This window comes from Muricauda sp. SCSIO 65647 (genome assembly GCF_021534965.1).
GTDB lineage: Bacteria > Bacteroidota > Bacteroidia > Flavobacteriales > Flavobacteriaceae > Flagellimonas_A.
Genome location: NZ_CP091037.1, coordinates 1,707,510 through 1,723,330 on the forward strand (window position 1 = coordinate 1,707,510; position 15,821 = coordinate 1,723,330).

Below are 15,821 nucleotides of genomic sequence, written 5' to 3' on the forward strand. Positions count from 1 at the left end.
TCATGTACAAAAAAGTATTGCCCTTAGTGCTCATATCGCTCTTCTTCACAGGCCTTTCGCAGGCCCAGGAAGAAAGCCCCGCTGTGACCTACAGTGCCCCTTCGCAAAATCTGTTGAAGTTCAATAGGTTCTTGATAAATCCGACCTTTTCGACGGTTCGGGAAGATAAGTCGTACATCAATCTATTTCATAGAAACCAATCGGTATCTTTTGATGACAACTTTCAGACCTATTTTTTGAGCTACAGTGGTAGAATAGGAGATAGGAGCGGTGTCGGTCTGAGCCTATATACCCAACGAGAAGGCATTTTCAACAATTTTGGTGTATTGGCCAACTATGCCTACGGAGTGAAGCTCAGCGAAAAAAGCAATTTTACCTTTGGGGCAAACTTTTCGTACTATAACAGTGGTCTTGACCAAGGTCGCGCCAATTCACTCGACCCCAATGATCCCTTATTGGGGCAAGACAACAGCACCCTGATATTGTTCCAACCGGGATTCAATCTTTCTTTTGGGCGTTTCGACATTGGTGCATTTGCCGAAAACCTTTTTGATTACAACCTAAAAACAAACGAATCGAACACCGAATTCAGCGAAAAGACATATTCAGCACACTTACAATATACCCATCAGTTTGAAAATGCTTCGGGCATTTTTGAACAGGGTAGGTTATTACCCTTGGCCAGGGTCAGAAAAGTGGGTGAAGATGACATTTCTTTAGGTGGGGGCCTTATCATGGACCTTCCAAAGCTAGGCTGGTTACAAGCGGGCTATGATGAACTTTTCGGCGCTTCGGCCGGTGTGGGCTTCAACCTCAACAAAAGAATCTCATTGGGCTATACCATGGAAAAGGGATTAGACAATGATTTGGACAACCTGGGCCTTACCCATGAAATTTCATTGGCCTATTCGTTCACCCCAACATTGACCGAAGACCGCGTCATGCTCGAGAAAGAAGATGATCTGGTCAGCATCGAAGAGGAAGAAACCCCTATTGAAGAACTTTCTTTGACCGAGAAAGACATGAAAATCGCTGAGCTGGAAAAAAAGTTGGCCGAAAACGATGCCATATTGGATGAGTTGCTCTTCAGACAAGATTCTTTGGAAAAGAACCGACAGCGTGATTTGGAAAGACGCTTTGAAAATGTGATGCGATTGGTGCGCCGTGAGACACAGGGCAAAAGACCAGAACTCGAAAAACAGGCCAAAGAAATGTATCTCGCCAATATGGATAGTGCCGATATCCCTAAAAAAGCTTTGGTCGAACCCTTGGCCAACCATGGTCTGACCAACAATACCTCGGCAAAAAAAATCATCAAACTCAAAGACACAAAAACTCCCGTAAGCACAACACCAGCAGTAGCGCGTGAGGTTTCCAAAAAAGATAACATTCGGTATAAAAAGAAGAGCAGAAACTTCAAGCCCTTCACTATCCCCAATGTACAGACCGGGCATTACTTGATTGCCAATGTGTACCGTGGTACAAAATACATGAACAAGTTCATTGACAAGTTAAGGGCCCAAGGTATTGAGGCCGATTACTTTCAAAATCCGAAGAACGGTTTGAACTATGTCTATTTGAAGGGTTATAGCAACAAGCAAGACGCCATCAACGCCTATCGAACAAAAATGAATGGCCAGTATCAAGGTGATACCTGGGTAATGAGGGTAACGGGTGATTACGACAATACCCAATATGCCAACAACGACGATAAAAAATCAAAATACGACGATAGTGCACTTCAACAAAACGTAATCAACGAAAACCAGGGGGCGCCTGCTTCCCCACAAAATGGGGTGACTTATAAAACATACAATGTTGATGGCCTTGGATCGGGTTTCTATATCATCGCCAATGTTTTTGAAAAACCATCGAATGCCAACCGCTTTGTAAAAGAGTTGAATGCCAAGGGGCTAAGCGCAAGTTATTTCATCAATCCGGAGAACAATTACCGGTACGTGTACCTGAAAAAGCACAATGAATGGACGAACGCCCTTATATCATACTACTCAAAACTGAACAATCAATACCATGATCAAATGTGGATCATGCGTGTCAAACCAAACCACATTAGCTAAATGAAAAACCGACTGATACGATTAGCGCTATGCTTAGGCATAGGTCTGTTCTCTTTTACTGGGTTTTCTCAACAATACAACGCCTTTGATATTCGCTACCAAGACAATATCAAGGGAGATCTTACTTTTATTGCCAATAACATCGTTAACCGTGATGGGGGCACTGGTTCTACCGAACCCGAAGATCCATACAACGCCACTGGCAGCTCATCAACATACAACGACTGGCTTGATATGCAGTATATCGATGTCGACAATGACCCGACCACCTTCAGCTCGAGTACGGCAACATTTACCTTTCCACAGGCCAATTGTAATCAAATTCGTTATGCTGGGCTATATTGGTCGGCCACATACCCAAGCGAACAAGCCGGGCAGGCCGTGGGCACCAACAGACAAAATGATTTCAATCAGGTAAAATTTAGGGTGCCAGGGGGCACTTATGTCGATATCACGGCCGATGAAATTCTCTATGATGGCTTTACGAGTACCGATAATACCATGCGGCAAAACAGCCCCTATGCCTGCTATGCCGATGTGACCGCATTGGTCGCCGCATTGGGTAACCCCGAGGGTGACTATACCATAGCCAATGTACGTTCGGTAACGGGATCGCTGTCGCCTGGTGGTGGTGCTTCCGGTGGATGGACATTGATCATCGTCTATGAGAATCCAACCCTTACCGGAAAACTCATTACAACCTTTGATGGTTTTGCCAGGGTCAACAGCGCAAATTCAAACGTAAATATCGACTACAGCGGTTTTAACACCATCCCAGTCGGGCCCGTAAACGCAACTATCGGTGCTGCGGCCTTAGAGGGTGATAACAGAATTACGGGTGACCGTATGCGTATTCGTGCAGCCAGTAGCGGTTCATTCACCACTATTAGTAATGCAACAAACCCTGCCAATAACTTTTTTAACAGTAACATCACCTTAAACGGTGTAATTACAACCAATCGAACCCCGAACAGCATCAATACGCTCGGCTATGATACCGATATGTTCTTGTTGAACAATCCGGCAAACTCAGTGATTCCGAACAATGAGACAGACGCCACGTTCAGGTTTACTTCCAGCGGAGATCAGTACTATCCATTCTTCAATTCTTTCAATGTTGAGATTATTGAGCCAGAGATCGTACTTGAAAAAAGGGTAGAAGATATTGGGGGCAATGATATTACTGGGGCAGGGGTGAACTTGGGCCAATACCTTGATTATGTGCTTTCATTTGTCAACATCGGTAATGATGATGCCACCAATTATACCATACGCGACGTACTGCCCGTCAATGTATCACTTGATGAGTTGAATCTGATTCTCCCCACAGGTGTGACCTATGTATATGATGCCCCGACCCGAGAAATCATTTTCACCATTCCAGACAACCTGGTCGAAGCTGGTGACCCCATTGCTGAAATCAGAATGCGCGTTCAGGTGGCCGAAAACTGTTTTGATTTTATCGATGCCTGTACCGATCAAATAACCAACCTTGCCTATTCGACCTATCAAGGCATTATCAATGATAACCAGATTACCGATGACCCCAGTGTCTCTGACTTTGACAACTGCGGTTTTGTAACCCCCGGGGCCACCAATTTCTTGTTGGACGACCTTGAAAACTGTGACTTTACAAGAACCGTACAACTTTGTGGTGAAGATGTCTTGCTCGATGCGGGTGATAATTTTGATTCGTACACGTGGTATATAGACAACAATGGCGACCATCTCATCGATCCGGGCGATACCGTCATTACCGATGGCGACCCTGACGGTGACCCCAGCACTTTGTTGGTCAGCGATACGGGCACTTACATTGTTGATAAAGACGTGGCCGATCCGTGCAAGGGCTTTCAAGAAATCATTATCGTGACCCTTTTCGGGGCCACCCAAACGAACCCGATTACTGATTTGATCAATGACACATCGAATACCGTAGAGGGTGAAATAGTAGCCTGCCCCAATGATGGGGAGGAATTGCCACAGGTCTTTCTTTGCGGACTGAACGATACAGAATTGATCCAAATCAACATTCCCGATGCCGACAGTATTGTTTGGGAACAGTTGGATGAAGCCAGTTGCCCAGCCGCAACACCAGATTGTGCCAACAAAGATGATGGTTGTACCTGGAATGCCGTTGGCGCCGGAAGCGATTATCTTGCCTCAGATGCCGGTCAATACCGCTTGCAGATCAACTATCAGAACGGATGCTTTAGCCGTTTCTATTTCAATATTTTCAAAAATCCGCTCGATCCACAGTACAATAGTCGAGACATTATCTGTAGCTCCATTGGAAACATCACCGTCACCAATATGCCGGTTGATTATGATTTTCAATTGGTTGATGCGACCAACGGTAACATTTTGGTGCCATACTCTGACGATAATGGCCCTAGCTTTGACATAACCAGCAATGGGGCATACAGGGTAGAAATGAGGCAGCAAGGTGTGGTCGATGGCTGTGTGTTCATTTTAGACAACATAGGTATCCTTGAAAGAAATTTTCAAGTTGATGTTACCACCAGGGACACCGATTGTAACGGTCTGGGAGAAATATCGATCAATGTGCTCGATGTAGAGCCCCAATACTATTACGAAATCTCGCAGGGCGGAACCGTGGTGGACACCTACGGCCCCTCAGATGACAACAATTATACCTTTCAGAACCTGAACGACGGGGTCTATGATGTCAGGGTAACCACCGATGACAACTGTTTGTACACCGAACAGGTCACCATTGTAGATCGTACCGATCTCGATGTGACCGCCAGTCTGACCAAGAATATCGATTGTACCGATGGCGTTATCACGGTAACCGGGTCAGGAGGCTTCCCCAACCCAGAATACAGCTATGCCATTTGGTCTTATGTAGACGAATCAGGAACCACCCAGATTTCTTATCCTGATGTGGCCAGTATTCCTGGTACCGCCTACCAATCGACCAATGATTTTTTCTTCACCAATGGTGAAGAAGGTGATTATCAATTTGTCGTGGTCGATGGCAATCTTTGCCACCATATTTCAAACGTGGTGACCATTGTGGTGGCCCCGTCAGTAGAATACACCACCTCGCAAACAGATGAAACGTGTTTTGGTGGGGCAGACGGTACGTTTACCGTTAATGTTACCAATACCAATGGCTATTCGTTGTCATATACCTTGACCTATCCTGACACCTCTACGGCTACCAATACCTCAGGTGCTTTTACCGGATTGGGGCAAGGTGATTATTCATTGACCATCACCCAGACCCAGGGTGCTGTTTCCTGTGATTTTATTGAAACATTCACCATAGGTGGGCCCATTGATGGGGTTACCGGCGCGGCTGAACTTGTAGACCCCTATACTTGTACACAAAATGGAAGTATCAGGGCCATCAATGTCATGGGCGGAACAGCTCCTTATGAATACAGTATTGATGGTGTCAATTTTGTCAGCGGAGCAACTTTTTCAAACCTAACGGATGGCACTTACACCATCACCATTCGCGATGACAGTGGCTGTACATTTGTGACCAATGCCGTAACCATTGACCCGCTCAATCCACCGACTGATTTGACCTTTTCAGCCACCCCGCCCAACTGTCCGTCACAAACATCTGATGTCACCGTTACAGTGGTTGACGGCAATACGCCCTACCTTTTCGAAATCATTGCGCCCGTGCCCATCGCGGCGACTTCCATCTCAGGAAATACGGCCGATTTCGACGGCCTGGCACCAAACACCTACACCTTTAGGGTAACCGATGACAAAGGGTGTATATATACTGAAGATTTTACCATTGATGCCGTTACGCCGATCAATGTTGTGGGGCAGTTGGTTCAGAACGTGACCTGCTTCAACGATACCGACGGTGAGGTGTTGTTCACCGTTTCCGGATTCAATACCAACTACGATTATACGGTAACCGGTCCCGCTACCTTCAATGGCACCAACGAGACCAATAGCACCATCAATCTCAACGGTTTGGATGATGGCACGTATACCATTGTGGTTACCGACAACGAGACCAATTGTACGGCCACCGCCGATGTCACCGTCAATGCCCCTGCAGCTGATTTGGCCATTGCAGCGGCCGAAACACAACCGTCCTGTACTGCAGATGGTAGCGTGATCTTAACGGCCACAGGAGGTTGGGGAAACAATACCTTTACGCTGACCAACCCCGATACGACCCCCTTTGGAACCAATTCAACGGGATTGTTCAACAACCTCACCCAAACGGGCACCTACACCGCTTCTGTAACCGATGCCAACGGGTGTACCGATTCAACGACCTTTACTTTGAATGCCGCTGTGGCCCCTGTACTGCAAATCACACCAAATGATTTCTGTTACGATGCCGCCATAGGGCTTACCCTGACCGCCACAGTTACTTCTGGGGGTGATGGCAATTTTGAATATAGCCTGAACGGTGGTGCCTTTGATACCAACAACATCTTTGCAGGTCTGGGTGCTGGCACCTACACCATCGATGTCAGGGATGGCAATGACTGTACAGACTCAGAGACCATCACCATAAATCCTGAATTGACGGTCACCGCATCAGCGCCCAATATTACGGCTTGTGGAACCGATACCGATATTGATATCACCGCTGCCGGGGGTGACGGCAATTTTGTATATGCTGTTGTCGCCGATGGCGTTTCTCCCACACCTGGAGATTTCGCCACCACAAATCCTGTAACGGTTACCGGTGCGGGAGATTACGATGTATATGTGCGCGACAATGCCGGTGGGGCCGATTATTGTGAGGCTTCTTTTGATATCACCATTGCGCAAGATCCATCGCTTGTGATTACACCGACACTGACCCATGTCAGTTGTTTTGGTGGCAACAATGGCGCTATCACATTAGCGGCTTCAGGAGGTGAGGCCCCTTATCAATACAGCATTGACAACGGTGCCAATTATGAGGTTACAACCGATTTTTCCAACCTGACCGCGGGTAGTTATACTGTTAGGATCAGGGATGCGAACAACTGTGATATCAGTACGGTCGTTACCATCAACGAACCTGCCCAATTAATTGCAGAAGCACAACCAACACAGAATTACACCTGCACCCAAACCGGGGAAATCACTGTGGGCAGCGTGACCCCGACATCAGGTGGCTCGGGTAGTTATCAATACAATATCAATGGAGGTGCTTGGACGCCCGCTACACCAGGGGGAACCACGTTCACCGGTTTGATCAACGGCACCTATACCATTCAGGTAAGGGACGCCAACGAACCATCGTGCTTTATCACACTCCCAGCCATAGTGATCGATCCACTACCGAATGAACCTTCATTGAGTTTCTCTGAGACCTACAATTGTGACGGTACGGGAAATATTACCGTATTGCCCAACGATCCCGCTTATACGTATAGTTTGGATGCCGGACCCTTTCAGTCAAGCAATGTGTTCAACAATGTCGCGCCCGGCCTTCACACGGTGACCGTTGATTACGGTAACAACTGTACCACCCAAGCCAATGTTAACGTCGAAAGTGGTCATGCCTTTGAGGCCAATATCACCGCCTTTTCAAACATCAGCTGTAACGCTGGCACGGATGGAAGCATCACCTTTGAGGTCGACAATTTTGGCACAGGAGGATTTGAATATAGTTTCGACAATTTTACGACTGTCTTGGGGAGCTCGACCACCTCACCCATTACCCTCAATAATTTAAGTGCTGGTAACTATACACTGACCGTTAGGGATGTGGACAATCCGATTGCCGGATGTACCGTAACCTTAAACCAAACACTTAGTGAACCTACTCCGGTCGTTGCATCTGCTTCTTTGACCAGCCCCGCCACCTGTACCGATGGCGCCGTTATCACGGCTTCGGCCGCTGGCGGAACCCCATCGTATATCTATCAGCTTGAAGATGGCGTTGGTGGAATCATTGCAGGTTTCGATTTTGCGACCAATGGTAACAACACTGTATTCACAGGCCTCGCAGTGGGTGATTATATTGTTAGAGTGCGTGATGCCAACAACTGTGAAGACCCCATAGATACGGCGATTACCGTTACATCTGCCAATGGAATCACTTTTACTTCCGCTCCGACCGCTTGTTACAGCGGCAACAATGATGGAACCATACAGGTAGACGTAACCGCTGGTAATGGTGATTATCAATTTAGTTTAGATGGTGGCCCATGGATAACCCCAACCCCTTCAACGGCAACTACCCATACCTTTACGAATCTTGCCGCTGGCACCTACACCATTGATGTAAGGGACGGTTTTGGCTGTATAGGTGTGCAACAAACGGTGACCATCAATCCACAATTGATAGCTGACGCCGTATTGACAAACGACTTGACCTGTTTGGTCGATGCCACGGTGACCATCAATGCTTCGGGCGGATCCGGAACGTATTCATATGAATGGTCAAATGATGGGGGCACCAACTATTTCACTACTAATTTTACCGGTAACGTGTTCACGACCAATACTTTCGGCACCTTTATTTTCAGGGTGACCGATACCACCGCCCCAACAGCTTGTACGGCGGTTTCCAATTCGGTAACGATTACCGAGGCACAGACACCCGTAATAACCTCTGTTACGCCCACCCATATTCTTTGTAACGGTGAAAGTACGGGAGTTTTAGATGTTGTAATCGATACTTCGGTAGGAAATCCTCCATACGTCATCAATGTTGTGGAGACCAGCGGTCCGACCAACTACGGAACCCAGACATCGGGTCTTCCCGCAGGTAACTATGAGGTGACCATCACCGACGACAAAGGCTGTGTCTCAATACCATTCCCGGTCACCATTACAGAGCCCAATGCCATAACCTACGATATCAATCTTCAACCCATTACCTGTGATGCGATGGGCGGGGGCACAACCCCAGGATCCATCACAGTGGAAAACCTAGCGGGTGGAACAGCTGAATATACCTATTACCTCACCGGTAACAATGGCCATTCAGACACATATACTACCACAGCTGGTGGAGAGGATCACACCTTTGGAATTTTGGAATTCGGAATCTATGAAGTCGATGTCATCGATGCGAACGGTTGTTCAGTGGTGACGACCAATATTATCGCTTCGCCACCAGATGATCTCGATATCGATGTTTCAGCGGTTACTGCTAGCTGTGCAGCTGGTGGAACGGCAATAGTTTCTGTCTCTTCAACAGCGCTGGGCAGTGGCAGCTATCAGTTTGCCATTTTAGAAACCTATTCTGCGCCTTACTCATCAACATACATTGGGCCAGATGTGCCCGGTGGTGATACGGCCACTTTTACCGGCCTTGTGCCCGGTATCACCTATACCTTCGTGGTATACGATACCGTGACCAATTGTTATTACTTTGAATCAGCGGCCGCTCCCATCAATTCGCCCTCGAACATGACGGTCACTTCTTTGGTAGAGGCCAATGTAACCTGTACTGGGGCAAACGACGGAAATGTGACCTTTACATTTGACCATTTCGATGTTCTGGCGACCGATGTTTCCTATGAAATTTTCAATGCTCAGTCAAACCTGACAACAGGTGTTACGGGCACGACTGCCGTAAATCCACCAGCAGGTCCAGTAACGGTTTCAAATTTGGGGCCCTTGGCTCCAGGGGTATATTTTGTACTACTACGGGAAGTTGGCGGTCCTTTTGATGGTTGTACTATCGGGTCACCTGATTTCACAATTGATGAGTCGACCAATGCCTTATCTGTAACCGCCACCTCGACCAACGCAAGTGACTGTAGCGCCGATGGTACGATTTCAGCTGTGGCTCAATTCGGCACTGCTCCTTATCTCTTTCAACTTGAGGCATTTGGAAATCCTGTTCCTACCCCTGCCACATGGACAGGCACAAGCACCAATGGTGTCTTCACTGGTTTGGCCAATGGCAATTATACTGTTTATGCGCGTGATGCTTATGATTGTATTCAGCCATTTGATATCACTGTCGGGCTAGATCCAAGACCTGAAATAACCATAGCGGTTGTCGATGAATGTGCTGATGAAGGAACCTTCGAGGTGCTCGTGACCTTGACCAACCCGGGTGTGGCCTCTGCACCTTTTCAATTGAGCGTAAATGGTGGGCCAAGCCAAAATATCACCTTCAATGGAAGCAACCAATATACCGTAACCGGACTCAGCTCTGGCTTAGGCCAAACTATTTCGGTAACCGACTTGAACGGTTGTTCTGATATAGACCCCTTTGACATTCACCCACCCTTACAGTTCAACGCCTATGTTTCTACATTGCTTGACTGTGAAGTGGCCCCTGCCGATAATGCAGAAATCACTATTGATGTTACCGCTGGCTCAGGAAATTATGATTACGAAATTGACGGGCCGGGTGCAGTAGATCAAGCAAGAACCGCTATGGGCGGAAACACAATAACATGGACCGGTGCAAGTGTTGCCGGATCTTACACGGTTACCGTTTATGACACCAGCACTTCGGTTCCCAACTGCTGGGGCAGTTTTGTCGTGGATGTGCCCCCAGTGGTGACCCCCAATATAAGTATAGATGCCTTTACAGATGTCACCTGTAATGGCGACGATGATGGCACAATCACCGTATCGAGTACCGATGTGGGCATAGGGCCCTATACCTACGAGATCATTTCTGGCCCGGGCAGCAGTGCGGTATTCCCCATTGCGCCCACCAGCAGTAGTGCAACCTCGGCCACCTTTACGGGCCTTGAGGGCACTCTAGCGGGCATCACCTATACCATAAGGGTAACCGCCGCCAATAGTTGTACCGATCAAACCACACAAGTAATCGAACAGCCAGATGTTATCACCGTGCCCGCTCCGGCAGTGGTCGAATTTGGCTGTACGACCGGCAATAACCTAAATTATGCCACCATTACCGTTGATGACCTGGCCATTACGGGCGGCAGTGGCACCTATGTGACCTATGAATTCATAGAGGAAGATGACCCCAATACCGTTCCTGTTGAAGCGCCGGTAGTTGTACAAACAAGCGGCAACCCTGTTTACATTGAAACAGACCCAGCAGGTGGCGTTTATACCATCAATGTTTACGATGACAACGGTTGTCAGGGCAGCACTACCGCTACCATACAGCCATATGATGAACTGCTTTCGGCAACGGCCGCGATTACCAATCCGTTGAGCTGTAGCCCAGGTAGCGATGGTGAGATCACCATCACGGTGACTTCGACCAACAGTGATCCAACACGTTTCGAATACAGCATCGACAACGGGGCCACATGGCAGAACACCGGTACCCATACCAATCCTGAAATCTTTACCGGATTATCGGCCGGCACCCATAATTTCTTGATACACCATATCGATACGGGCTGTATGATCACTGCCTCTGAAACGATTGCCGATCCGAATACCTTTACCATCGATGCAAATGTGCTCAATGATGTCATCTGCTTCGGAACACAAAGCGGGCAGGTTACCTTCGAATTGATCGATGCCACGTATTCAGGGCCTATCGATTGGGAAATATTCGACACCAATGGAACCCCCGCCAATACCCTTGATGATACTTCAGTAATGACCGGTTCGTTTGCCACTAATGGCCCAACCGCGCCTATTTCACTCTTTGCAGGTGATTACTATGTGGAAGTTACCCAAACAAACTTCCCCCAGTGTGCCGCCACCGAACCCTTTGCCATTGCGGGGCCCCCAGCTGATATCACAGGGGCAAAACAAGTTACCGACATTACCTGTGCCGGAAATGATGGGGCCATTGAAATCATCAATGCCGCAGGTGGTTGGGGCAATTACAGTTATTATGTGAGCACGACCCCAAATCCTGATCCAAACGATCCATTGAATTATGTAGCCACTCCATTGTTTGAAAATCTTGGCCCTGGCACATATGAAATTTGGATAATCGATCAGAACGGATGTCCACATCAGCTTCTTGATGAAACATTGGCTGACCCAGTGCCCATAACGGCCACATTATCCATAACCAATCCGAATTGTACAAACATAGAAGGTGCAATCGAAGTTAGCAATCCGGTCGGGGGCCAAGGAAGCAACTACAGTTTCCAACTGGTTCGAAACGGTTCAAACGTAGGGTCTCCACAAACTTCCAGAACGTTCAATAATCTGGGTGCGGGCACCTATGAGGTCATCGTGAGCGATCAATGGAGCTGTACGTTGACGACCAACGCCGTAGTGCTGTACGATGAAATTGTTCCGTCGGCAACGGTCGACAAGCCCATCGATTGTACAGTTGATCCAGGGGGCCATGTGACCATAACGCAGACGGGTGGTTCAGGTGTTTTTGATTACGCCGTGACCTTTCCTGATAGCTCAACACCGTTGCCCGACGTATTGGCCAGTGCTTCGGCCACGTTCACCGACCTGACCATGCCCGGCAGCTATACCTTCACCATAACCGATACCGCAACGGGGCACGTATGTGTAAAAACGATCGCAGTGCTTTTAGATGACAGGGTCGATCCGATATTGCTAGATGCCACCATCACCCACGTGAGCTGTAACGGTGGTTCTGATGGAAGCATTTTGGCTAACCTTGACCCCGCGACAGACGACAATCCGCCCTATCAATATGAACTGATCGGTTTGGCCGGGGCGCCCAGTAGGCCCCTACAGAACAGTCCATTGTTTACTGGCCTGCCCGCGGGCGACTATGACGTACGGGTAGTTTCGTCAAGAGGCTGTGAAGATATCAAAACAGAAACGATCACAGAGCCAAATGCCTTGGCCGCCTCAGCTGTGGCCACGCCTTTTGCGTGTGCGCTAGACAATACGGTCAACACTTCGACGGTCACCATCACTGCAACAGACGGCACAGCGCCTTACCTGTACAGTATTGACGGGGTCAACTTCCAAACAGGAAATACCTTTGAAATAATTGACAATGGCGCCGTACAGAATATCAATTTCTTTGTGGCCGATGCCAATGGTTGTCCATTCACCGATAGCATAACCATTCAACCGCTGAACACCTTTACAGCGGCTGTTTCCCTAGACTTGGGCATTTCTTGTGCCAATGATGAGCGCGTTACCATAACGGTGACCGAAAGCATTCCTGGCGATGTCTATACTATCGATTTGCTTCCTGTGGGCAATCCAACAGGTACTTTGGTGGGCAATACGAACACTACGGCAACATTCGATATTTCATTGCCCGGCAGCTATACGTTCAGGGCGACCAATACGACAACGGGCTGTTATGTAGATACGGCTCCGTACACCATTGCGCCATATGACTTGATCGATGTGTTGGCAACAGCCACAGCGCCTGCCGTATGTTTTGGCGGAGCGGGCACATTGGAAATCGATATTTCGGGTTATTCGGGCACCTACGACTATGAAGTGTTCAGGTCAGATAACACCTCTACGGGAATAACAGGTAGCGGCAACACTGCCACCAACCCGCTTTCGATTACCGACCCGGCACTTATCGGCGGAAATTACTACGTCAGGGTAACTGAAACAGGAAACCCATTATGTGTAGAGGATTCAAACGTTATCACCATTGTCTCGCCCGACATGCCCTTGGATGCCACACCAGTACAGGTCGCCAATGTGGCCTGTACCAATGACCAAGGTGAAATCGAGGTCAGTCCGACCGGTGGTTATGCGCCTTACGATATTGTGGTGACAAATACGATTACTTTACAAGTCGTCTATACCGTAAATGATGTGGTTAGCCAAGTGGTCACCGGATTATCTGCCGGAAACTATGATATTCAGATTACCGATGATGCGGGCTGTAGCATCAACAGGCCGTTGAACCTGACCCAACCGTTGCCGATAACGGCGGGTATCGATGCCACCCCGACCTCTTTGGCCTGTTATGGTGACACCAATGCCACGGTGACCGCCATCAATGTCATCAATGGAGAAGGAATTTACCAATACCAATTGAATACGTATGATGCTGCGGGTACTGCAATAACCTTCACCAGTGGCCCTCAGAGCAGCCCCGTGTTCAACAACTTGGGTGCTGGCATTTATAGCATTACTGTTTCTGATGGGTGGAATTGTGGTGTAGAAACCACTCAGGTTGCGATTACCGAACCGACTGAGGTAGAGGCCTCATTGATTCAATTGAGCCCATTGACCTGTAACAATCAGGCACAAATCGAATTGACCGCTTCTGGGGGTTCGGGGCCCTATCAGTTCAGCACTGATGGCAGTGCCTACTCACCAATGAGCGGAGGCAATACACATACATTCAGCGTAAATGCGGGTGTCTACCAATATTATGTGCGTGATGCTTTTGGCTGTGAAGCCATGATCTCAAACCAAGTGAGCGTTGATGCGGTGCCGCCATTGATGATCGATATCGATCATTCGGCCGCCATGATCAACTGTGCCGGCGAGGCCTCGGCAACCATCGTCGCCAATGCAACGGGCGGACTCGGAAATTATAGTTACGAGCTCTTTTCTGATGCGGCTTTGACAAACTTAGTGGGAGGACCACAAAACAACGATACGTTCAGCGGATTGCCTGCCGGAAATTATTACGTGCGGGTTACCAGCCAAGACTGTATAGCGGTTGAGGCCGTATCACCAATTGTAGATCCCGTACCGTTACAAATTGATAGGGAAGAATTTACCGATGTTACCTGTTCGGGAGAAGAAGATGGCACAATAACTGTCGAAGTGTCGGGTGGAACAGGGCAGATTCTGTATGCCATCACGCCTAATTTGAACCAATTCGATACGGTGAACGTGTTCACCGATCTAGCACCTGGCGTCTACGATGTGATCGCACAAGACGAGAACGGTTGTTTCATTCCGTTCCAGTTTACGATAGCAGAGCCCACCCCTGTTTCTGTAACCGCAACGAACGTATTACACGAGGTTTGTGCAGGAAGTGAAGACGGCTCCATAGAAATTGCCATTTCAGGGGGTACCGCACCCTATAGGGCCAGCCTTAACTCGAACAATGATGCAGATTTTGTCGATGGGCAAACCCTGTTCAGCAATTTGCCTGCGGGCAACCATGTGATCTTTGTCAGAGATGCCCAAGATTGTGATGCCAATATCATTGTTGAAATCAATCCGGGTGTAAACCTGAACGCCATGGTCGTTCCAATTTACGAATGCTCGGGCAATATACCCGACAACCGTATTGAAGTGTTGCTTGAAGACGCCTCTGTCTCGGCAGATGTGCTGTATGCGTTGGATTCGACCGATCCCGCAGATATGCAATTGGCACCTGATTTCACCAACATGACGCCCGGAGGCCATTATTTGGCCATTGCGCACTCAAATGGTTGTATCAACACCGTTGATTTTGAAATCATCGGTTTCGAGCCACTGACCTTGTCTTTGCAACAGGGCAATATCAACGAAATTGTCGCTGAGGCACAAGGTGGACTGGAAGACTATACTTTCTACTTCGGCGATGTCAACAATGGAACCGATAATTCTTTTTATATCAATCGAACAGATACGTATACCGTAACAGTGGTCGATCAGAACGGCTGTGAAATGTCGGCCGAGATATTTATGGAATTTATCGATATCGAAATACCGAACTACTTCACACCAGATGGTGATGGGGTAAACGATTATTGGCTTCCTGACAATCTAGAGGCTTTCCCCAACGCACTAATGATCATTTTCGATCGTTATGGTAGAGAGCTCTATAGGATGCGTTACGGGGACACTGGATGGAATGGAATGTATCAGAATTCTAACCTTCCTACCGGTGATTACTGGTATGTCATCAAACTTCAGGGAGAGAATGATGATAGGGAGTTAGTAGGACATTTTACCCTGTATAGATGATAACGAAGAACGTAA

General features: G+C 48.0%; 2 protein-coding genes. Both read left to right on the forward strand.

Features of this window, described 5'->3' with window-relative positions:
• Positions 1-2 precede the first annotated feature (2 nt).
• On the forward strand, positions 3-2,078 hold the full coding sequence (locus L0P89_RS07670; RefSeq protein WP_235267817.1) for a type IX secretion system membrane protein PorP/SprF: 2,076 nt from the start codon (positions 3-5) through the stop codon (positions 2,076-2,078).
• Entirely contained in the window at positions 2,079-15,806 is a 13,728-nt protein-coding gene (locus L0P89_RS07675) for a T9SS type B sorting domain-containing protein (protein WP_235267818.1), read from the forward strand. It begins immediately after the preceding gene.
• Positions 15,807-15,821 lie beyond the last annotated feature (15 nt).